The organism is Mycobacterium sp. URHB0044, from assembly GCF_000620625.1.
GTDB lineage: Bacteria > Actinomycetota > Actinomycetes > Mycobacteriales > Mycobacteriaceae > Mycobacterium.
Window position 1 is genome coordinate 252126 of sequence record NZ_JIAW01000008.1, and the last position, 21545, is coordinate 273670.

The 21545-nt window shown below is 69.1% G+C and carries 23 protein-coding genes; 7 read left to right on the forward strand and 16 right to left on the reverse strand.

Translation table 11 applies throughout. The annotated features are described in order from the left end of the window. Positions 1–26: 26 nt before the first annotated feature. From N536_RS0118775 to N536_RS0118795, 5 genes are all read right to left on the reverse strand, one after another. Entirely contained in the window at positions 27–680 is a 654-nt protein-coding gene (locus tag N536_RS0118775; protein WP_029115018.1) for a nitroreductase, read from the reverse strand. Next, positions 677–1081, reverse strand: coding sequence for a cupin domain-containing protein (locus N536_RS0118780; RefSeq protein WP_029115019.1), 405 nt, complete (start codon positions 1079–1081; stop codon positions 677–679). Before N536_RS0118780 ends, N536_RS0118775 begins: the two co-directional genes overlap by 4 nt. A 35-nt stretch (positions 1082–1116) precedes the next feature. Then, positions 1117–1860 (reverse strand): SDR family oxidoreductase, encoded by a 744-nt coding sequence (locus tag N536_RS0118785; protein ID WP_029115020.1) that lies wholly within the window; start codon positions 1858–1860, stop codon positions 1117–1119. 133 nt (positions 1861–1993) lie between these two features. Further along, entirely contained in the window at positions 1994–2950 is a 957-nt protein-coding gene (locus N536_RS0118790; protein WP_029115021.1) for an electron transfer flavoprotein subunit alpha/FixB family protein, read from the reverse strand. Between the two features lie 49 nt (positions 2951–2999). Then, positions 3000–3791: an electron transfer flavoprotein subunit beta/FixA family protein gene (locus N536_RS0118795; RefSeq protein WP_029115022.1), complete on the reverse strand. Its 792-nt coding sequence runs from the start codon at positions 3789–3791 to the stop codon at positions 3000–3002. A 196-nt stretch (positions 3792–3987) separates the two neighbouring features. On the opposite strand from N536_RS0118795, the gene N536_RS0118800 reads away from it, so the two are divergent. Genes N536_RS0118800 through N536_RS0118820 form a run of 5 tightly spaced genes read left to right on the forward strand, consistent with a single transcriptional unit; the run spans position 3988 to position 9794 of the window. Continuing rightward, complete coding sequence (locus N536_RS0118800) at positions 3988–4773, forward strand: bifunctional 2-polyprenyl-6-hydroxyphenol methylase/3-demethylubiquinol 3-O-methyltransferase UbiG (RefSeq protein ID WP_029115023.1); 786 nt, start codon at positions 3988–3990, stop codon at positions 4771–4773. Continuing rightward, positions 4766–6334: a glycoside hydrolase family 57 protein gene (locus N536_RS0118805; RefSeq protein WP_029115024.1), complete on the forward strand. Its 1569-nt coding sequence runs from the start codon at positions 4766–4768 to the stop codon at positions 6332–6334. The genes N536_RS0118800 and N536_RS0118805 overlap by 8 nt, the downstream gene beginning before the upstream one ends. A gap of 28 nt (positions 6335–6362) precedes the next feature. Next, a complete protein-coding gene (locus N536_RS0118810; protein ID WP_029115025.1) occupies positions 6363–7607 on the forward strand; it encodes a glycosyltransferase family 4 protein in 1245 nt (414 codons plus the stop codon). A 44-nt stretch (positions 7608–7651) separates the two neighbouring features. Beyond that, complete coding sequence (locus tag N536_RS0118815; RefSeq protein ID WP_029115026.1) at positions 7652–9037, forward strand: MFS transporter; 1386 nt, start codon at positions 7652–7654, stop codon at positions 9035–9037. Continuing rightward, complete coding sequence (locus tag N536_RS0118820; RefSeq protein WP_029115027.1) at positions 9030–9794, forward strand: helix-turn-helix transcriptional regulator; 765 nt, start codon at positions 9030–9032, stop codon at positions 9792–9794. Before N536_RS0118815 ends, N536_RS0118820 begins: the two co-directional genes overlap by 8 nt. A 23-nt stretch (positions 9795–9817) precedes the next feature. Here the strand turns inward: N536_RS0118820 and N536_RS0118825 are convergent, their stop codons facing one another. Continuing rightward, entirely contained in the window at positions 9818–10555 is a 738-nt protein-coding gene (locus N536_RS0118825; RefSeq protein ID WP_029115028.1) for an acyltransferase, read from the reverse strand. A gap of 169 nt (positions 10556–10724) precedes the next feature. Here N536_RS0118825 and N536_RS0118830 point away from each other — a divergent pair, with 169 nt between their 5' ends. Then, complete coding sequence (locus N536_RS0118830; RefSeq protein ID WP_036436862.1) at positions 10725–12005, forward strand: PQQ-binding-like beta-propeller repeat protein; 1281 nt, start codon at positions 10725–10727, stop codon at positions 12003–12005. Between the two features lie 4 nt (positions 12006–12009). Here N536_RS0118830 and N536_RS0118835 read toward each other — a convergent pair whose 3' ends face one another. The 8 genes from N536_RS0118835 to N536_RS42630 all read right to left on the reverse strand — a co-directional run bounded on the left by N536_RS0118835 (position 12010) and on the right by N536_RS42630 (position 18097). Continuing rightward, a complete protein-coding gene (locus N536_RS0118835; RefSeq protein WP_036436948.1) occupies positions 12010–12729 on the reverse strand; it encodes an esterase in 720 nt (239 codons plus the stop codon). 60 nt (positions 12730–12789) lie between these two features. Continuing rightward, positions 12790–14028, reverse strand: coding sequence for a class I SAM-dependent methyltransferase (locus tag N536_RS0118840; protein WP_029115031.1), 1239 nt, complete (start codon positions 14026–14028; stop codon positions 12790–12792). After that, positions 13962–14930 (reverse strand): class I SAM-dependent methyltransferase, encoded by a 969-nt coding sequence (locus N536_RS0118845; RefSeq protein WP_029115032.1) that lies wholly within the window; start codon positions 14928–14930, stop codon positions 13962–13964. The genes N536_RS0118840 and N536_RS0118845 overlap by 67 nt, the downstream gene beginning before the upstream one ends. A 10-nt stretch (positions 14931–14940) precedes the next feature. Next, positions 14941–15588 (reverse strand): enoyl-CoA hydratase, encoded by a 648-nt coding sequence (locus N536_RS0118850; RefSeq protein ID WP_029115033.1) that lies wholly within the window; start codon positions 15586–15588, stop codon positions 14941–14943. Beyond that, entirely contained in the window at positions 15585–16424 is an 840-nt protein-coding gene (locus N536_RS0118855; protein ID WP_029115034.1) for an NUDIX hydrolase, read from the reverse strand. The genes N536_RS0118850 and N536_RS0118855 overlap by 4 nt, the downstream gene beginning before the upstream one ends. Beyond that, positions 16421–17257, reverse strand: a complete 837-nt coding sequence (locus N536_RS0118860) for an ABC transporter ATP-binding protein (protein ID WP_029115035.1) — start codon at positions 17255–17257, stop codon at positions 16421–16423. Before N536_RS0118860 ends, N536_RS0118855 begins: the two co-directional genes overlap by 4 nt. Before the next feature lie 13 nt (positions 17258–17270). Continuing rightward, positions 17271–17855: a YitT family protein gene (locus N536_RS38860; RefSeq protein ID WP_231514576.1), complete on the reverse strand. Its 585-nt coding sequence runs from the start codon at positions 17853–17855 to the stop codon at positions 17271–17273. Positions 17856–17932: 77 nt separating this feature from the next. Further along, positions 17933–18097, reverse strand: a complete 165-nt coding sequence (locus tag N536_RS42630) for a hypothetical protein (protein WP_197040175.1) — start codon at positions 18095–18097, stop codon at positions 17933–17935. 62 nt (positions 18098–18159) lie between these two features. Here N536_RS42630 and N536_RS0118875 point away from each other — a divergent pair, with 62 nt between their 5' ends. Beyond that, positions 18160–19611, forward strand: coding sequence for a PLP-dependent aminotransferase family protein (locus tag N536_RS0118875; RefSeq protein ID WP_029115036.1), 1452 nt, complete (start codon positions 18160–18162; stop codon positions 19609–19611). Positions 19612–19615: 4 nt separating this feature from the next. Here the strand turns inward: N536_RS0118875 and serB are convergent, their stop codons facing one another. Continuing rightward, the gene (gene serB, locus N536_RS0118880; RefSeq protein WP_051574605.1) at positions 19616–20890 is read right to left on the reverse strand and encodes a phosphoserine phosphatase SerB; all 1275 of its coding nucleotides are present in this window, start codon (positions 20888–20890) and stop codon (positions 19616–19618) included. Continuing rightward, positions 20871–21545, reverse strand: a 675-nt coding sequence (locus N536_RS0118885; protein ID WP_036436953.1) for a cbb3-type cytochrome c oxidase subunit I, incomplete at its 5' end; no start/stop codon positions are given. The genes serB and N536_RS0118885, both read right to left, overlap by 20 nt.

The window sequence follows — 21545 nt, forward strand, 5'->3', positions numbered from 1 at the left end:
GCAACCCTACGTCCAAGACGGAACGCTCAGTGATCGAGGAACACCACGTTCTTCTCGACGGGGTTCCGCGGCACGGACAGATCGTTCGCCGGGAAGGCGGGGTCCGCGTAGCCGATCGACAGTCCGCACAGGATCGTCAGTTCGTCCGGTATGTCGAGCTGTTCGCGCAGCACCTCCGGGAAGTGGGCGATCGACGCCTGAACGCAAGAGCCGATGCCACGTTCGGTGAGCGCCAGCAACAGAGTCTGCAGGAACATGCCGACGCCCACGCTGTCGACCGGACCCAGCGCGCGCGGCATGCACACCACTCCCGCCACGGGTGCGCGGAAGAACTCCCAGTTGCGCAGCCGGGCGATCCGCCGGCTCTCCTTGTCGTCACGCGCAATTCCCATGGCCCCGTACACCAGGGCACCCATTTCTTGGCGCATCGGGGCGAATTCCTCCGGCAGGCCCACCGTCTCCGGGAAGCCGAGGGCCGCCCGGTCCAGCAGCGCGTCGACGAGCCGGTCCCGCCGCGGTCCGGTCGCGAGGAACAGCCGCCACGGCTGCAGGTTCGTATTCGACGGTGCTCGCATGGCAAGGGCGAGTGCCTCGTCGAGCAGTTCGCGCGGTACTGGCTTGTCGCGCAGGAACATCCGTGTCGACCGGCGTTCCCTCACGACGTCGTCCAAGGCGGTCATCGTCGTGGTATGCGCCGATCCCGGCGCTGCTCGAGTTCGTCCTCGTCGACCACGACGAGCATCGGGACACCGGGTGCACAGACCATCGTGACGAGGAAGCGCAATGCGACGTCGGAGCGGTTGTTGGCATCCGAGTAGTGGATGATGTCACCGCCCGGCTCCCAGAACGCCTCGCCTGCCTTGAGCACCCGCGGCGCTTCACCTTCCAGCTCGAAGAGCATCTCGCCTTCCAGCACGTAGCCGAACGACGGCCCACCGGGGTGGCGGTGCGGCGGAGCGCCCGCGCTTCCCGGCGGCCATTCGATGATCGAGGTCATCACCTCGGCATCCGCGGGGATGAACGGCGGTGTGACGGTCTGAATCGTGGTGATGGCCTTCATCAGGTCAGCGGTGTCGAACATGGGTCTCCTCCTCAGGGTCGGGGTGCTCGACCGCGCTACCGGCCAGCGAGCCAGTCGGCGAAGCGGACCGTGCCGAGCACCGCGCCGTCACCGGTGACGAGGCTGGAGTCGTCGACGTGCGTACCGAAGTAGGTGGCTTGCGGGTCGATTACGACGGGCTTGCGGTCGCCCTGATGGTCGAGCACGGCCTTCGCCATTTCGGCGAACGACAACTTCTCCGGGCCGCCGATCTCGACGATGCCGTTGGCGGGCTCGGCCTCGGCCGTGCGAACCACCTGCGCGGCGACGTCCGCGCCGGCGATGAGCTGGATGCGACCATCCGGCACGCGGACTTCACCGTCCACCACGAGGGATCCCGTGATCGCCTCGGCGAATTGGTGGAACTGCGTCGCCCGCACGATGGTGTACGGCAGCCCGGATTCGACGATCGTGCGCTCCTGCACCACCTTCGCGCGCATGTAGCCGCTCTCGGGCAGCCCGTCGGCGTTCACGATGGACAGGGCGACGTAGTGGCCGACACCGGCAGCCTGCGCCGCCGCGACCAGATTCTTCGACGACGCGGTGAAGAAGTCCATCACCGGGCCGTCCTCGAACGACGGTGAGTTGACGACGTCGACGAGCACCTGCGCGCCCGCGACCGCTTCGGTGAGTCCTTCGCCGGTGAGGACGTTGGCCCCCGACGACAACGATGCCCCGACCACCTCGTGGCCGTCGCGCACGAGCTGGTCTACCACTGCCGAACCGATGAGCCCGGTGGCTCCGATAACTGTGATCTTCATGCGTCTACTGTGACGCTTTCGGCCCCCTGACCGAGCCCTTGAAAGTCCGTAGTCTGCGTGGTCCCCTTGGGCGAGAACGCAAAAGCCCCCATTTCACGGCGGAAATGGGGGCCTTAGCGTCGCGCAGAGGGAATTAACCCTTGCGGGCCTGGACCTTCTCGGTGAGCTGCGGGGTGACCTTGAACAGGTCGCCGACGACGCCGAGGTCGGCGATCTCGAAGATCGGCGCCTCCTCGTCCTTGTTCACCGCGATGATCGTCTTCGAGGTCTGCATACCGGCCCGGTGCTGGATGGCGCCGGAGATGCCCAACGCGATGTACAGCTGCGGCGACACGGTCTTGCCGGTCTGGCCGACCTGGAACTGACCCGGGTAGTAACCCGAGTCGACGGCGGCACGCGAGGCGCCGACGGCCGCGTTCAGCGAATCCGCCAGCTCCTCGACGACCTTGAAGTTCTCGGCGCTGCCGACACCGCGACCACCGGACACCACGACCGTGGCCTCGGTGAGTTCGGGACGGTCGCCGGCGACGGCCGGTTCGCGGGACGTGATCTTGGTCGCATTCTCGGCGGCGGCGGGCACCTCCACGTTGACGACCTCGCCTGCGCCAGCCGCAGGCTCTGCCTCGACGGCGCCCGGACGGACCGTGATCACGGGGGTGTCACCGGCGGCCTGCGCCTCGACGGTGAACGCGCCACCGAAGATCGAGTGCACGCCGACGGCGCCTTCCTTGACCTCGACCACGTCGACCAGCACGCCGGAGCCGAGGCGGGCAGCGAGCCGGCCCGCGATCTCCTTGCCGTCCGCGTTGGCGGCCAGCACGACGGCCGCCGGGGCGGCGGTCTCGACCAGCGACGCCAGAACGTCGACGACCGGGGTGATCAGGTAGTTCGGGGCGTCGTCCGACTCGGCGACGTAGATCTTCGCGGCGCCGGCCTCCTTCAGCCCGTCGACCAGCGGCGCGGCAGTGCCCGGGGCACCGACCACGACGGCGGACGGCTCGCCCAGCACTCGGGCGGCGGTGATCAGTTCGGCGCTGACCTTTTTCAGCGCCCCATCTGCGTGCTCAGCGAGCACCAGTACTTCAGCCATGAGTTACTCAGCCTCTTGATCTCTTGAGAAGTGTTTGGGTGTCGGGAAACTAGATGATCTTTTGAGCGACGAGGTACTCGGCGATCTTGGCGCCGCCCTCACCCTCGTCGGTGATCTTCTCGCCCGCGGTCTTGGGCGGCTTCGGCGTGGACGCCAGCACCTTGGAGCCGGCGTTCTCGACGCCGACCTCGTCGGACTCGACGCCGATCTCGGCGAGCGTCAGAGTCGTCACTTCCTTCTTCTTCGCGGCCATGATGCCCTTGAAGGAGGGGAAGCGGGGTTCGTTGATCTTCTCGTTCACCGAGACCACGGCGGGCAGGTTCGCCTCGAGGGTGAACACGCCGTCATCGGTCTCGCGCTCACCGGTGACCTTGCCGCCCTCGACGGTCACCTTGCGCAGGTGCGTCAGCTGGGGCAGGCCGAGGTATTCGGCGATGATCGCCGGGACTGCGCCGCCGACGCCGTCGGTGGCCTCGTTGCCCGCGATGACCAGCTCGGTGCCCTCGATGGTGCCGAGCGCACGGGCCAGCGCCCAGCCGGTCTGCACGATGTCCGAGCCGTGCATGCCGTCGTCGAGCAGGTGCACTGCCTTGTCGGCACCCATCGACAGGGCCTTGCGGATCGCCTCGGTGGCGCGCGCGGGGCCTGCGGTCAGCAGGGTGACGGTGCCCTCGCCGCCTTCCTTCTCCTTGATCAGCAGCGCTTCCTCTACGGCGCGCTCGTTGATCTCGTCGAGGACGGCGTCTGCGGCCTCCCGGTCGAGGGTGTAGTCGCCGTCGGTCAGCTTGCGCTCTGACCAGGTGTCAGGGACCTGTTTGATCAGGACCACGATGTTCGTCATGAGTCTGCTTCGTCCTCCTCGATGAGGCCGCAGTCGGCCTGCATTACCACGAATGATGCAACAACCTTCATGTTACCCGTCAGTAACTTTAGACGCTGCGCACGAACACCATAGCTTGCCGAAGTTTGCCTCTCGGCCTCCCCTTAGTTGGACGAACCATTCGCGAACGATCCATCACGGGTTAGCCTGCCTTCCAATGAGCGCATCGTCCCCACCCGAGCCGTCAGCCGACGCCGTCATGCCCCTGACCGGGGAACGCACGGTCCCCGGCCTGGCCGAAGAGAACTACTGGTTCCGCCGCCACGAGGTCGTCTACCAGCGTCTGGCCGACCGGTGCGCGGGCCGCGACGTGCTCGAAGCCGGGTCCGGTGAGGGCTACGGCGCCGACCTCATCGCAGGCGTCGCACGACGGGTGGTGGGGCTCGACTACGACGACTCGGCCGTCGCGCACGTCCGGGCGCGCTACCCGAGGGTGGACATGCGGCAGGGCAACCTCGCCGACCTGCCATTGTCCGATGGCGAGTTCGACGTCGTGGTCAACTTCCAGGTCATCGAACACCTGTGGGATCAAGGGCAGTTCGTCGCAGAGTGCCATCGGGTGCTGCGTCCGTCGGGAACGTTGCTGATGTCCACCCCCAACCGCATCACGTTCTCACCCGGCCGCGACACCCCGATCAACCCGTTCCACACCCGCGAACTCAACGCCGCCGAACTCACCGACCTGCTCACCGAGAACGGGTTCGCGGTGCAGGCCATGCTTGGGGTCTTTCACGGCCCCCGGCTGGCCGAGCTGGACGCCCGCCACGGCGGGTCGATCATCGACGCGCAGATCGACCGTGCGCTGGCCGACGCGCCGTGGCCCGACGACCTGCTGGCCGACGTCGCATCGATCGGCATCGACGACTTCGACCTCCTCGATGCCAACGACCGTGACATCGACCTGAGCCTCGACCTGGTCGCGATCGCGGTGCGATGTGACTGACACCGGGGACGCGGCGCCGGGACTCTTCACCCTGGTCCTGCACACCCACCTGCCCTGGCTGGCCCACCACGGCCGCTGGCCGGTGGGCGAGGAATGGCTCTACCAGTCCTGGGCGGCGGCCTACCTGCCGCTGATGCGGGTGCTGCGGACACTGGCCGCCGAGGACCGCAGCCACCTCGTCACCCTCGGCATGACGCCGGTGGTCACCGCGCAACTCGACGATCCGTACTGCCTGACCGGCATGCATCACTGGCTGGCGAACTGGCAGCTGCGAGCACGGGAGGCCGCCACCACGCACGTCGCCGGCGACGGCTCGGCCTACAACGCGCCAGAGGCATTGCGCGCCTTTGGCATTCGCGAACACCAGGAGGCAGGTCGGGCGCTCGACGACTTCGCCGGCGCGTGGCGGCACGGCGGCAGCCCACTGCTGCGTCAACTGATCGACGCCGAGACCATCGAATTACTCGGCGGCCCACTGGCCCACCCCTTCCAGCCACTGCTCAACCCACGGTTGCGGGAGTTCGCGCTGCGCGAAGGCCTCGCCGACGCGCATCAACGCTTCGCCCACGCCCCCACCGGCATCTGGGCCCCCGAGTGCGCGTACGCGCCTGGCATGGAGACCGACTACGCGGCCGCCGGCGTGACGCACTTCATGGTCGACGGGCCGTCGCTGCACGGCGACACCGCGCTGGGCCGTCCGGTCGCGGACTCGGACGTGATCGCCTTCGGCCGCGACCTGCAGGTGAGCTACCGGGTCTGGTCCCCCAAGTCGGGCTATCCGGGGCACGCCGCCTACCGCGACTTCCACACCTACGACCACCTCACCGGCCTCAAGCCGGCACGGGTCACCGGCCGAGGGGTGCCGTCGCAGGACAAGGCGCCGTACGACCCGGAACGCGCCGACCACACCATCGACGGGCACGTCGCCGACTTCGTCGAGATGGTGCGCAGGCGGCTGGTGTCCGAGTCGGCGCGCATCGGCAGACCCGCGCACGTGATCGCGGCGTTCGACACCGAACTCTTCGGGCACTGGTGGTACGAGGGCCCGGTGTGGCTGGAGCGGGTGCTGCGCGCCCTGCCCGAGGCGGGCGTGCGGGTGGGCACGCTGTCCGACGCGGTCGCCGGCGGCTTCGTCGGCTCGTCGGTCGAATTGCCGCCCAGCTCTTGGGGTTCGGGCAAGGACTGGCAGGTGTGGTCGGGTGAGGCGGTCGCCGACCTGGTGGCCCTCAACGCCGAGGTGGTCGACACGGCTCTGACGACGGTCGACAAGGCCCTGACGCAGCACGCCTCGGTCGGTGCGCCGACGCCGCGCGACACGGTGGCCGACCAGATTCTGCGCGAGGCCCTGCTGACCGTGTCGAGCGACTGGCCGTTCATGGTGAGCAAGGACACCGCGGCCGACTACGCGCGGTACCGGGCGCATCTGCACGCCCACGCCACCCGCGAGATCGCAGGCACGCTGGCCGCCGGCCGACGCGATCACGCCGAACGTCTTGCCGCAGGCTGGAACCGTGCCGACGGGCTGTTCGGTGCGCTGGACGCTCGGCGGCTGCCGCGATGAGCGCTTGCGCGAAGAGCAGAGGGCCCCGATGAGGGTCCTCATGGTGTCGTGGGAGTACCCGCCGGTCGTGATCGGCGGACTGGGCAGACACGTGCACCACCTCGCGACCGCACTCGCCGCCGACGGACACGAGGTGGTGGTGCTCAGCCGCCGTCCGGCGGGCACCGATCCGAGCACCCACCCGTCCACCGACGAGGACGCCGAGGGCGTGCGCGTGATCGCCGCCGCCCAGGATCCACACGAATTCGACTTCGGCACCGACATGATGGCGTGGACCCTTGCCATGGGGCATTCGATGGTCCGCGCCGGCCTTGGCCTGAAGAGTCGACGGGGTAACAGGGTCTGGCGTCCCGACGTCGTGCACGCACACGACTGGCTGGTCGCCCACCCCGCCATCGCGCTGGCCGAATACTTCGACGTACCACTGGTTTCCACCATCCACGCCACCGAAGCGGGCAGGCACTCCGGCTGGGTGTCCGGCCGCATCAGCAGGCAGGTCCACGCCGTCGAGGGCTGGCTGGTCCGCGAATCCGATTCGCTCATCACGTGTTCGGCGTCGATGAGCGACGAGATCGCCGAGCTCTTCGGGCCCGGCCTCGCCGAGACGCGCGTGATCCGCAACGGCATCGACGCGGCGTCGTGGCCCTTCGCGAAGCGTCGGCCCCGCCGCGGCCCGGCGCGGCTGCTGTACCTGGGCCGGTTGGAGTACGAGAAGGGCGTGCACGAGGCCATCGCCGCGCTGCCCCGCATCCGGCGCAGCCACCCCGGCACCACGCTGACCATCGCAGGCGACGGCACCCAGCAGGACTGGCTGGTCGAACAGGCGCGAAAGCACAAGGTGCTCAAGGCCGTCGAGTTCGTAGGCCGGATGGACCATGAAGAACTCGTCGCGCTGCTACACCACACCGACGCCGCCGTGCTGCCCAGCCACTACGAGCCATTCGGCATCGTCGCCCTGGAAGCCGCAGCCACCGGCGCGCCACTCGTCACGTCCAACGTCGGCGGGCTGGGTGAAGCCGTCATCGACGGCGAAACCGGTGTCTCGTTCCCGCCGAGGGACGTGGCCGCCCTTGCGGCGTCGGTCCGCGCCGTGCTGGACGATCCGGCGGCCGCTCAACACCGCGCCATCGCCGCCCGCGAGCGGCTCACGTCCGCGTTCGACTGGCACACCGTCGCTACCGAAACCGCGCAGGTCTACGTGGCCGCCAAGCGCCGCGAACGCGAACCGCACCGGCGCGCCATGATCGTCGAACACGCACTGCCCGACCGCTAGACGGTTCGACGGGCGTCGAATCAATCCGCGCCTAACGTGCGGGTATGGACACGAAACGGCTCACCTTCGACACGACGCTGACCCTGATCGCGGCCTACCTCGGCCTGTTCGTCGGCCTCATCGACGCCAACGCGATCAACCTCGCGCTTCCGGCCGTCCGTGACGACCTCGGCGGTGGCATCTCCGGCGCTCAATGGACCATCGACGCCTACAACGTCACCTTCGCCGCGATGCTGCTCACCGCGGGCTCGCTCGGCGACCGCTTCGGCCGACGTACCGTGTTGCGCGGCGGCCTGGTCACATTCGTGGTCGCTTCGCTGGCGTGTGCTGCCGCTCCCTCACTGCCAATGCTGTTGACCGCCAGGGCAATCCAGGGCGTGGGTGCGGCGCTGATGCTGCCGCAGGGCCTGGCCATCACGGCTGCCGCGTTCCCCAACCCGGTCGAACGCGGCCGGGCGACGGCGGCGTGGGCGATGGCGGCGGCGATGAGCACCGCGATCGGCCCGATCCTCGGCGGCGTGCTGACCGACACCCTCGGCTGGCGCTACATCTTCTGGCTCAACGCGCCCGTCGGCGTCCTCGCACTGCTGATGACCTACCGCTACCTGCCCGAATCCCGCGACCCCGACGCCGCGGGCATCGACGTGCCTGGCCAGCTCCTGGCCATGTGTGGACTCGGCGCACTGACGATCGTCCTCGTCGAGTCGCGCACGATGGCGCCCACCTGGACGGTCGCACTGGGCGTCGTCGCGGTCGCGGGCGTCGCCGCGTTCATCTGGAGCCAGCGACGCGGCGCGCACCCGATGCTGCCGCTGGACCTGTTCCGCAGCCGCAGACTCGTCGCCGCGCTGATCGCGACGTTCACGATGACGTTCGGCATCTACGGGCTGCTGCTGGTGAACAGCTTTGCGTTCCAACAACAACGGGGTGCCAGCGCCCTGGAGACGGCGCTCTGGTTCCTGCCGATGCCGTTGACTTACCTGGTCCTCATCCCCGTCGTCAACGCGCTCGCCCACCGCACCGGTCCCCGGCTGCCGATGACTGCCGGACTGAGCCTGATGGCCGCCGGCATGGCGCTGTATGCGGCGGCCGGTCCGCAGGCCGAGGTGTGGCTGCTGGCGCTGTCCTTCGTGCTGGCCGGCGTGGGTCTTGCGCTCACCACCGGCCCAGCCGTCGGCCTGGCGATGTCGGCCGTTCCGGTGCAGCGGGCGGGCCTGGCGTCCGGCGTGGTGAACCTCGCCCGTCTGGTGGGTATCACTGTCGGTGTCGCGGTGTTGGGTAGTGCCATGGCGAGCGTCGGCGGCGCGGACGGCGTTCGCATCGCGACGGTGGCGGGCGGCCTGGTTCAGGTGATCGGTGCCGCGGCGGCCTTCCGATGGGCGAGGCCGGAGGCACCCGCGACGACCGACGAGGAGGTGTGCCATGCGTGACGTAGCCGACCTGCCGGTCACCGGCGACGCCGACATCGCCGCGGTGGCCGGGCTGCTGGCCGACCCCGCCCGGTGCAAGGTGTTGCTCGCGCTGGACGACGGCCGGGCGCTGCCCGCCAGCGTGCTGGCCGACGAGGCCGGAATCAGCCGGTCGACCGCCAGCAGCCACCTCGGCAAGCTGACCGCCGCCGGGCTGGTCACCGTGCAGACGCATGGGAGGCACCGCTACTACCGGCTTGCCGGTCCCGAGATCGCCGAGCTGCTCGAGCGGCTGAGCAGGTTGTCGCCGCCCCGGCCGGTCCGGTCGCTGCGGGAGGGAACCAGGGCGGCCCGATTGCGTTCGGCGCGTACGTGTTACGACCATCTCGCCGGCCGGCTCGGCGTGGCGATCATGGGCAGCTTGCTCGATCGCGGACTGCTCGTCGGCGGCGACGGCACCTACGACCCGCTGCGGCACACCCGCGATGCGCTCAGCAGCCCCGGCCACGACGTCGACTACGAACTCACCGCCGCCGGGCGCAGCTTCCTCGACGACGTCGGCATCGAATTGCCGAGCAGCCGAAGGCCGGCGGTGCGCTACTGCATCGACTGGACCGAACAACGGCATCATCTGTCCGGCGGACTGGGCCGCGGGGTGTTGGACCGGTTCGTGTCGGCGGGTTGGGTCAAGCGGGTGCCCCGGGGGCGTGCCGTGACCGTCACCGACGCCGGGCGCGCGGGGTTGGCCGACTGCTTCGGGATCGACTGGGCGGACTGACGGTTAGTGCGCCTCGCGCATCGTCAGCGGGCGGCCTTCTTGCGTTCGATGTCGGCCAGCGCGGCAGCGAGTTCCGCACGCTCGGCCGCAGACGTCTCCCACGCCAGCTTGCGGTTCTTGACCACCTTGGCCGGGGCGCCGACCGCAATCGAGAAGTCCGGGATCTCGCCCTTGACGACGGCGTGCGCGCCGAGCACGCAACCCCGTCCCACCGACGTACCCCGCAGCACGGTGACCTTCGCGGCGATCCACGTGTCGGGGCCGATCCGCACCGGGGCCTTGACGATGCCCTGGTCCTTGATCGGCAGCTCGATGCTGTCCATCTTGTGGTCGAAGTCGCAGACGTAGCACCAGTCGGCCATCAGCACCGAGTCGCCCAGCTCGATGTCGAGGTAGGTGTTGATGACGTTGTCGCGGCCGAGCACCACCTTGTCCCCGATGCGCAGCGAGCCCTCGTGGCAGCGGATGGTGTTCTTGTCGCCGATGTGGACCCAACGACCGATCTCCATGGTGGACATCTCTGGCGTCGACTGGATCTCCACGCCCTTGCCGAGGAAGACCATGCCGCGCGTGATGATGTGCGGGTTGGCCAGCTTGAACTTCAGCAGCCGCCAGTACCGGACCAGATACCAGGGCGAATACGCCTTGTTCGCGAGCACCCAGCGCAGCGACGCGGCCGTCAGGAATTTGGCCTGCCGGGGGTCGCGCAGCCGGGAGCCTCGCCAGCGAACGTGCACAGGCGAGCCCCACATCGTCGTCATGCCTCGACTCCCACTCGCTCCGGTCCTCGCTCGTACCTCGTCCCCTGCCCTGCGGCCGTGGGCCCAGCGATCCTCACTCGCGATCGTCTTCGGGTCGTCATGGCCGCAGAGCCTACGCGAGGCCGCGCGAAGCTCCCGATAGTCTCATGACTCGATGCCTGCTCGAGGAATGACCGTGCGCCGGTTGGTTGCCATGGCGTCGGCGGCGCTGATCGTGACCGCCTGCGGAAACACCGACCCATGGGTCGAGGCCCACCCCGCTGACGGCTGGCCCGCCCAGTACGGCGACGCGGGTAACAGCAGCTACACGCCGACCGCGGGCGCGGACGGACTCGTGCCGGACTGGCGACGATCGGTCAAGGGCGACCTCGCCGCCCAGGTCGCCATCGGGTCGAGCGGCTACCTGGCCGCCAACGCCCAGACCACCGCCGGATGCTCGCTGATGGTGTGGGAGTCGGGCAACAAGGGCAGGCAGCGCTGGTGCGGCAGGCTGTGGCAGGGCGGAGGCCTGTCCGGGCCCCTGTTCGACGGCTTCGACAACCTCTACGTCGGACAACCCGGCGCCATCCTGTCGTTTCCGACCACGCAGTGGATCCGGTGGCGTGCGCCGGTGATCGGCCTACCGCTGACGCCGCGCATCCTGGCGCCCGATCAGCTGCTGGTGCTCACGCACCTGGGCCAGGTTCAGGTGTTCGACGCGCACCGCGGCACGGTCGTCGGCACGTCCATGGATCTCGTCGCGGGCGTCGACCCCACCGACTCGCAGCGCGGCCTCGCCGACTGCCAGCTCGGCAGGCCGCGGTGCCCCGTGTCGGCGGCGCCGGCGTTCTCGCCCGCGTCGAACATCCTGGTCCTCGGATTGTGGGAGCCGAATGCCGAAGCGCCCATCGTGGTGGGCTTGCGCTACCGGCCGGGCCAGACGCCGCCCCTGGTGCGGGAGTGGACCAGCACCGACGTCGGGGGCGGACCGCTGGCCAGTCCGGTGCTGTCTTCCGACGGCAAGACCGCCTACCTCAACGGCCGCGACGGACGACTCTGGGCGCTGGACACCGCCAACGGCAAGGCCAAGTGGTCCGTTGCCCTGAACTACCAGCCGCAGACGCCGCCCTCGGTATCCCCCGACGGCTTGATCGTGGCCGGCGGTGGCCCCGACGCCAAACTGGTGGCCGTCAAGGACGGCGGTGACCGCGGCGAGGTGGTGTGGAAGCGCGACGACGTCGTGCCGCTGTCCACCTCGAGCCGCGCTGGGGCCGACGTCGCCTACACCGTCGCGCGCGACGGCGAGAACGGCATGACGCTCTTGGTGTTCGACCCCGCCGACGGTCACACGGTCAACGCCTACCCGCTGCGCAATGCGACGGGATTCCCGGTCGGTGTGTCGATCGGGCACGACCGGCGAGTGGTGACCGCCACCAGCGACGGACAGGTCTACGCGTTCGCGCCCAAGTAGGTCCTCAGGCGATCATCGCGTCGATCGGCCCCCGCGGAACCGAAACCTGCAGGGCGCCTGCCGCCTCGGGCAGTAGCTCACCCTGGCTGAAGAAGAAGATGACGGCGTCGTTGGTGATGGCGAAGTTCTGGTACGTCGCCGGGTCGAGGCCGACCTGGGGGGCGATCGCCACCGGCTGACCGGACTGCTTCTCCAGTTCGCTCTGCACGACGGGGAAGATCAGCGGCCACGGGTTGGCCCCCGGCCGAAACAGCGGCTGGATCTTGTCGGAGCCACCCGTGTCGATCTGGATCGGCTTGCGCGTGCCCTGGTCCCAGTTGAACGACTTGTAGAACGTCTGCGGGTGCGCGCCACCAACGTCCTGGAACGTCTTGAACACCAGCGACCGCGTGCCGCGGGGCGGTACCGCCGAGGTGAACTGCGTGGTGGTGGTGTCGAGTTCGTACGGCATGTAGTGCGGGCCAGGCATGTTCGCGACGTTGAGGAAGCCGTCACGGGTCTGCTTGACGTAGTCGAACACGGACTGGAAGTCCGGATAGTCGACCGGGTAGCTGATGTTCAGCGCGTACGCGGGATCGCTGGCCTGGATCTGGCACGTCTGGTTGGCCCCCATGACGCCGGACAGGTCGGCACACTGCGGCGGAGCGGCCGAGGCGACGGGGACGCTCGAGAGGCCGAGCGCCGCCACCGCAGCAAGGGCCAAGGCCAGTGTGGGAATGCGCATCTGAAGAAGACCCTCCGCGAAGAGCGGCATCGCGCCGCCCACGCAACAATACCTGCGACATCAGCGCGACGGCTGGCAGACGTAGGCCACCGCACGGCTGTCGCGGCCCGTCCCGATTCTGGTGATCACCACCGAGAGCCTGCGGGTTCCGCGCAACTTCAGCCGCGATCGCAACGCGTCGGGGTCTACGTCGACGCCGCGGACCAGGATCTCGGCGGCGCCCACGCCGAGTATCGAAAGCGCCTGGCGCAGGCGGCGTTCGCCGTAGTCCAGTTGTTCGAGCACCTCGAATCCGCGCACGCCGTCGGGCAGGACGTCACCGGACAAGTAGGCGATGTCGGGGTCGAGCTGCCACAGACCGTGGCGCGCACCGTAGTGGCGCACCAATCCGGCCCGCACCACCGCCCCGTCCGGGTCGACGATCCAGCGGCCGGCCGGCGCGGTCACGCACTCCCCCGGCTCGGCGTCGGTGATCTGCTCGCCACGATCCAGTACGGTCGCGCGGCGGGTGACACCGGGTACGGCCAGTCCCGCCGACCACAGGCAGGCTTCGCGAACGCCGCCCGCCAGCGACGTCACCTCGATCTCGCCGGTGAACCCGAGACGACGTAGTTGGTCGAAATCGACTCCAGGAGCACACTTCACGACGAGGTCGCGGTCGGCATACACATCCAGCAGTGCATCCAGCGCGGGCGTGTAGTCGCGCGGATCGAACCGGCGCCGCCCACCGCTACGCCTGGCGGGATCCGCCACCACCACGGTGTCGCGCGTCACCGGTCGCAGCGCATCGGCGCGGCACAGGTCGACGCCGTCGAGGTTGTGCCGGGCCATCGCCAACCGGACCGGGTCGACGTCGCTGCCCACGACCTGCGACGCCTGCCCTTGCAGCGCTGCCAGTTCGGCGCCCACCGAGCAGGTGACGTCGTGCACCCTCAGACCGGCAAGGCGTCGGGCGCGGTGTGCGGCAACGGGTTCCGCCGTGCACTGCTGCAGGGCCTCGTCGGTGAACAGCCACGCCGACGGGTCGGTGAACTTGACCGTCGCCCGCCGCCGCAGCAGTACGGTCTCGACGAGGATCGCGGTTCGTTCACCGAAACGCGCTCGGGCTGAAGCGATGTCGGAGATCCGCGTGGCGTCGTCCAGCCGGTAGCCGGCTACCTCGGCGAGCGCGCGGGTCCCGTCGTCGCCGTCGAGGTACGCGACGTCGTCGAGCGTGAACGCCAGGCCCCCGTTCAGGAAGGCTTGACCCCGGTGACCATGACGTTGTAGAACCAGCCCTTCGGCACGACGTGCCGCCACAGGTTGGCATCCACCCAGCTCAGCGTGATCCAGCTGTGGAAGGCGAATCTCGCCCAGCCCCAACCCAATCGGCCCGGCGGCACCGACGCCTCGAACGTCCGGATCGGCCAGCCCAGCATCGCCGCGGTGAACTCCTCGCTGGCCGTCGCGACCTCGACGGCGCCCGCGTTGGTAGCCATCCGTTCCAGATCGCTCGGCTCGAAGGTGTGCAGGTCCACCACCGCCTCCAGCGCCGCGGCGCGCGACGACTCGTCGAGCTCCTCCTGGGGCCGCCGCCAGTCCTGCAGGCCGGGAAGCTTCGTCACGTTGGTGGCCACCCGCCACGTCAGCGTGGACAGGTTGCGCGCGTAGACGTTGCCCGACGTGGTGGGTTCACCGGCAAAGACGAACCGGCCGCCGGGCTTGAGCACCCGGACCACTTCGCGCAGCGAAAGTTCGACGTCGGGAATGTGGTGCAGCACGGCATGGCCGACGACCAGGTCGAAGGTGTCGTCGTCGTACGGGATGCCCTCGGCGTCGGCGACCCGTCCGTCGACGTCGAGCCCGAGCGACTGGCCGTTGCGCGTGGCGACCTTGACCATGCCCGGCGAGAGGTCGGTCACCGAGCCGCGCCGCGCGACCCCGGACTGGATCAGGTTCAGCAAGAAGAAGCCGGTGCCGCAGCCAAGTTCCAGTGCGCGGTCGTAGGGCACCTCACGTTGCACCTCGTCGGGCACGATCGCGTCGAACCGGCCCCGCGCGTAGTCGATGCACCGCTGGTCATAGGAGATCGACCACTTGTCGTCGTAGGTCTCGGCCTCCCAGTCGTGGTACAGCACCTGCGCGAGCTTGGAGTCGTGCCGGGCGGCCTCGACTTCCTCCGCCGAGGCGTGGGGATTGGGAGCCGGGTCGGTACTCGTCATGAAGGGCAGCCTAACGCCCGTCGAACGAGGCCTTCACCGCAGCCAGTGCGGCCGGCGAGGCGTCCGCAAACCGGGCCGCCCATGCCACCGCGCCGTCGTACACGTGGTCGGGTGCCACCATTTCGTCGATGAGACCGAGCGCCAGGGCTTCCTTGGCGCCCGCGAATCGTCCGCTGAACACCAGATCCTTGGCCTTGCTGTCGCCGACCGCCCTGGCCAGCCGTGCGGCTCCCGCCGGCACCAGTCCGTCGAGGATTTCGGTGGCACCGAACTTGGCGTTGTCACCGCTGACCCGCCAGTCCGCGGCCAATGCCAGCGTCAGGCCACTGCCCAGCGCATAGCCGGTGATGGCCGCGACGGTCGGCTTGGGGATGGCGGCGATGGCGTCGATGGCCCGGTGCCGGGCGTCGTGCGCGGTGGTCATCTCGTCGGCGTCGAGCGTGCGGAGTTCGGGGACGTCGTCACCGGCGGAGAAGATCTCGTGGCCGCCGAAGACGATGACGGCAGTGACGTCGTCGCGCGTGCCCACCTCTTCGGCCGCGGCGGTGATCTCCCGGTACATCTGGCGAGTCAGGGCGTTGGTCGGCGGCCGCGACAGCAGCAGGGTGGCGATGCCGGGCTGCTCCGGTCTGACGTGGATGCCGACGAACTCGCTCACCCGCCGCCCTTGTCTGGCTTGTCCGGCACGTACCCCTGCGGCGCACGGCGGTTGCGCGCCTCGTTGTAGCGGTCGCTGTTGAAGAACTCGATCTCCCAGTTGCCCTTGGACACGGCCAGGTGTGGCTCGACCGGCACGATCTTGCGTTCCACCGCGAGCACGTCGCCGACGGTGCGGCCGTTGAGCGAGTCCAGCTGCGTCCACGTCGGCGGCAGCAGGAACGACCGCCCCTCGGCGAAGTCGTCGAGGGCGGACTGTGGCGTCGCCCAGTCGGCGCGGTCGGTTTCGGTGTTGTCGCCGTCGGCGCGCTGGCCCTCGGGCAATGCCCCGACGAAGAAGTAGGTGTCGTAGCGGCGGGTGCGCTCCTCCTTCGGCGTCACCCAGTTCGCCCACGGTCGCAACAGGTCGGCACGCAGCACGAGGTTCTCGGCGCGCAGGAACTCGCCGAAGGACAACGTCTTGGCGTCCAGCGCCTTGCGTTCATCCCGGTAGACCGACGCGTCGGCGACGATCCCGTCGGGGTCGTCGGCCGGGCCGGCGAACAGCACGCCGGACTCCTCGAACGTCTCGCGTGCCGCCGCGCAAATCAGGGCTTCAGCGAGGTCGACGTCGACGCCGAGGCGCTCCGCCCACCACGACGGCTCAGGCCCGTACCAGGCGATGTCGGCGTTCTTGTCGCGGTCGTCGACCCCGCCGCCGGGAAACACCATCACGCCGGCCACGAAGTCCATCGCCGAATGCCGTCGCATCAGGAAAACCTTGATGCCCTCGGCGGTGTCCCTGACCAACATCACGGTGGCCGCCGGTCGCGGGGTCAGCGGTTCGGGTTCGGTCATGCTCGCCTCCTGTGTGCCGCGCGGGTCCTGGTCCGACGGGCGAAGTACCGCCCGTCGATGACATCCAGCGCGATGGATTGGCCGAAGGCCTTGGACAGGTTCTCGGAGGTGAGCACGTCGGTCAGCAGGCCCGACGCGACGACGTTGCCCTCGGACAGGAGCAGGCAGTGGCTGAAGCCCTGCGGAATCTCCTCCACGTGGTGAGTGACGAGGACCGTGGCGGGCGCGTCGGGATCGGCGGCCAGGTCGGCGAGCCGCGCCACCAATTCCTCGCGGCCGCCGAGATCTAGACCGGCTGCGGGTTCGTCGAGCAACAACAGTTCGGGATCGGTCATCAAAGAGCGCGCGATGAGCACCCGTTTCCGTTCGCCCTCCGACAGCGTGCCGTAGGTGCGCTCGGCCAGGTGCTCGGCGCCGACGCTCTCCAGCATGTCGACGGCCTGGGCGTAGTCGACGTCCTCGTACTTCTCACGCCAGCGGCCCAGCACGGCGTATCCGGCCGAGACCACCAGGTCGCGGACCACTTCGCCGTCGGGCACCCGCTGGCTCAGCGCCGAGCTGCTCAGCCCGACCCGCGCACGCAGCTCGGCCATGTCGGTACGGCCGAGCTTCTCGCCGAGCACGTACGCGGTGCCCGAGGAGGGGTGTTCGATGGCGGCGGCGATCCGCAGCAGTGACGTCTTGCCCGCGCCGTTGGGCCCGATGACGACCCAGCGTTCGTCGAGTTCCACCGCCCAGGTGATGGGGCCGACGAGGGTCTTCCCCCCGCGTCGCAGCGAGACCTTCGCGAAGTCGATCAGCAGGTCGGGGTCGACTACGTCGTCTGCTGGCACCCGCCCATCGTAGTCAGGCGATTTCGGCGGGCTCGCGTGCGCTCGCGGCGGTTCGCACGCCGAAGTCGTTCAGCGACAGCCAGCCCCGCGGCGTCAGCCGAAGGACCAGCTGGACCAGCGGCCCGATGCCGAACGCGTACACCACCGTGCCGACGCCGACGGTCCCACCGAGCAGCCAGCCGACGGCCAGCACCGTCGCCTCGATCGACGTGCGGACCAGCCGCACGGACAGGCCGGTGCGCGCGACCAGTCCGGTCATCAGACCATCGCGTGGCCCCGGCCCCATGCCTGCGCCGATGTACAGCACGGTGGACACCGCGTTGAGGACGACGGCGCCCAGCATCATCGCCACCCGCACGGGAAGCGATGACGGCGTGGGCAACACGGCCAGGCCGACATCCACCGTGACGGAGATGACGATGACGTTGGCCACCGTGCCGACCCCCGGCCGGTTACGCAGGGGTATCCACGCCAGGAGGACGACGACGCCGACGACGGCACACGCGATCCCGATCGTCGTCCCGGTGCGCCCGGCCAGGCCCTGGTGGAAGACGTCCCACGGGTCCAGGCCCAGGCCTGCGCGCACCATCACCGCCATCGAGAAGCCATAACCGGTGAGGCCCACGAGCAGGGCCGCGCTCCGAGTAAGGAGTCGGGGGCGGAGGACGGGCCGCCTCACGCGTGGTCGGGGAATCGTGCGCGGATGGCGTCGAGGTCGCTGCGTATCCGGCGGGCATCCGCGTCGTTCTCGGAGTAGCCGCCCAAGCGTGGGTTGGGACGGAAGACGCGGCCCCACTTACTCGCCTTGCGCGTCGCCCGGGAGGTCCAGTTCTGTGCCATACCTCGATATTGATCGCTGACTGGCCTTGCTTTCAATAGCCAGTTAGGGGAAAGTGGCCTCGATGATAGACGAACTGGCCGGACGCAGACTCGAAGTGGACCTGCTTGCGCGCGAACTGGGTCACTGGCGCACGTCCAGTGCCAGTGGACCGGCCTATCAGGGCCTCGCGGACGGTCTGCGGATGCTGATCGTCGACGGCCGGATTCCCGTCGGGGCGCAGTTGCCCAGCGAGCGGGCACTGGCCGACGCCCTCCGCGTCTCCAGGACCACCGTCACCGCCGCGTACACGCAGATGCGCGACGACGGCTACCTCAACGGCAGGCGCGGTGCCCGCAGCACGACGGCGCTGCCCCTCTCACCGCCCGCGGTCCCCGTCCCCATCGCCACGGGCGCGGTATCGGTCAACCTCGCAGCCGCCACGCTGGCGGCACCCGTCTCCGCCGTCTCGCGGGCCTTCGTCGACGCGGCCGACGAGGTCACCCCGTATCTGCACGACATCGGGATCGAGTTGGCGGGGGTGTCCCCGCTGCGCGCTGCCATCGCCGAAAGGTACTGCGCGCGAGGCCTTCCCACCGAGCCCGACGAGATCATGGTCACCACCGGTGCGCTGCACGCGATCGGCCTGATCCTGGCCACCTACACCCAACCCGGTGACCGCGTCCTGGTCGAGCAACCCACCTACCATGGCGCTCTGTCGGCGATGTCCACGCGCGGGATCCGACCCGTTCCGGTGGGCATGACGCCCGACGGGTGGGATCTCGATGCCATAGACGCTGCGGTGCGCCAACTTTCGCCGAGCCTGGCCTATCTCGTTCCCGACAATCACAATCCGACCGGCTTGTCGTTGCCTGCCGCGGGACGAACGCGGTTGGCGCAGATCATCGCCGAGACGCGGACCCGCACCATCATCGACGAGACCATCACCGATATCTGGCTCGACGAGCCGGTGCCCGCGCCGGTCGCTGCGGCCATGACCACCCGACGCGACCTCGTCCTGACGGTTGGTTCGATGTCGAAGTCGTGTTGGGGCGGGCTGCGCATCGGCTGGATCCGCGCCGAACGCAGCACGCTCACCACCATCGCGGCGACGCGGCCCGCCATCGACATGGGCACCGCGATCGTCGAACAGCTCGCCGCCGCAAAGCTTCTCGGTGTCAACGACGAGTTGCTTCACGACCGCCGAGACGTGCTGCGAGCCCGGCGCGCGCTGCTGCTGGCGCTGCTCGACGAGCACCTCCCCGACTGGCAGCCCAATCCCGGCAAGGGCGGCATGTCGCTGTGGGTGCGACTGCCCGCGCCGATGAGTTCGGCGTTGTCGGCGGCGGCCTCGCGCATGGGACTCGAGATACCGCCCGGTCCGCGGTTCGGGGTGGACGGCACCTTGGAGCGGTTCATCCGGGTGCCCTACACGCTGCCCGACGACCAGTTGGCCGAGGCGATCGCGCTGCTGGCCCGCGCCTGGCGCAGCGTGACGGGCTCGACGGGCCCGGAGCCGCACGCGGTGGTGGTCTGAGGCGCTAGGCGTCGGGGATGTCCACGCGGCGGAAGGTGCCGTCGACGGCGTCGGCCGCCTCGATCTCCCCGCGGGTGACGCCAAGGATGAACAGCACGGTGTCCAGGTACGGGTGGCTGATCGACGCGTCGGCGACCTCACGCAGCGCCGGCTTCGCGTTGAACGCCACCCCCAGGCCCGCCGCGGCCAGCATGTCGATGTCGTTGGCGCCGTCGCCAACGGCCACGGTCTGCTCCATCGGAACACCCGCCTGTTGCGCGAAGTCCCTCAGCGCCTTGGCCTTTCCGGGCCGGTCGATGACCGGGCCGATCACGCGGCCGGTCAGCTTGCCGTCGACGATCTCCAGTTCGTTGGCGGCGACGAAGTCCATCATCAGCTCGTGGGCCAGCGGCTCGATCACCTGGCGGAAGCCGCCCGACACGATGCCGCAGTGAAAACCCAAGCGGCGCAACGTCCGTAGCGTCGTGCGCGCACCCGGCGTCAGCTCGATCTGATCGGCGACGTCGTCGAGCACCTCGGCAGGCAGGCCCGCGAGCGTCGCGACGCGACGGTGCAGCGACTCGGCGAAGTCCAATTCGCCACGCATGGCCGCCTCGGTGATGGCCGCCACTTCACCTTCCATGCCCACTCGCTTCGCGAGCATCTCGATGACCTCACCCTGGATCAGGGTCGAGTCGACGTCGAACACGATGAGCCGCTTGGCGCGTCGCGACAGGCTGTAGTCCTCGAGGGCGATGTCGACGCCCTCGTCGACCGCCGCCTGCGCCAGTGCTGTCTGCAACTGGCCGTAGGCCGCGCCGGGAGGGACCGAGACGCGCAGCTCCAGCCCGGTCACCGGGTAGTCCGAGACGCCGCGGATGAAGTCGATGTTGACGCCGAGCGCCGCCACCTTCCTGGCGACCACGCCGAACGCCTCGGCGGTGATGGGACGTCCCAGCACCACGATGGTGTGCGTCGAGGGTTCACGAAGGACCGGCAGGTGATCGCTGGGTTCGATGGTGACGTCGAGTCCGACGCGACGGATCGCGGTGGTCACTTCGTCACGCAGCTCGTCGCCACCGGCGACGTCGGGCGGCCCGGCCACCAGGACACCCAGCGTGAGCCGGCCCCTGATGACGACCTGTTCGACGTTGAGCAACTCGACCTTGTGGCGCGAGAGCACCTCGAACAGCGCCGAGGTGACGCCCGGCTGATCGACACCGGTGACGGTGATCAACACCGACACCTTTGACGTGTTCACGCCTGAGAGCCGCCGATCGTCAGGTGCGGACTTCGGCATCGTCGAGTCGGGTCACGTCGCCGTCCTCCGGGCCGTGCGCCCGCCCGACGTGTGCCTCGGCGCGCATCCGCTCGACCATGTGCGGGTAGTGCAGCTCGAATGCCGGACGCTCCGAACGAATCCGGGGCAGTTCGGTGAAGTTGTGCCGCGGCGGTGGGCAGCTGGTGGCCCACTCCAGCGAGTTGCCGTAACCCCACGGGTCGTCGACCACGACGGGCTCGCCGTAGCGCCAGCTCTTGAACACGTTCCACGCGAACGGAATCGTCGAGATGCCCAGGATGAACGCGCCGATGGTCGAGATCACGTTGAGCGTGGTGAACCCGTCGGTCGGCAGGTAGTCCGCGTAGCGGCGGGGCATGCCCTCGTCGCCCACCCAGTGCTGCACCAGGAACGTGGTGTGGAAGCCGATGAACGTCAGCCAGAAGTGCAGCTTGCCCAGCCGCTCGTCGAGCAGACGACCCGTCATCTTCGGGAACCAGAAGTAGATGCCCGCGTAGGTCGCGAACACGATGGTGCCGAACAGCACGTAGTGGAAGTGCGCCACGACGAAGTACGAGTCGGTGACGTGGAAGTCGATCGGCGGGCTGGCCAGCAACACACCCGACAGGCCACCGAGCAGGAAGGTGACCAGGAAGCCCACCGAGAACAACATTGG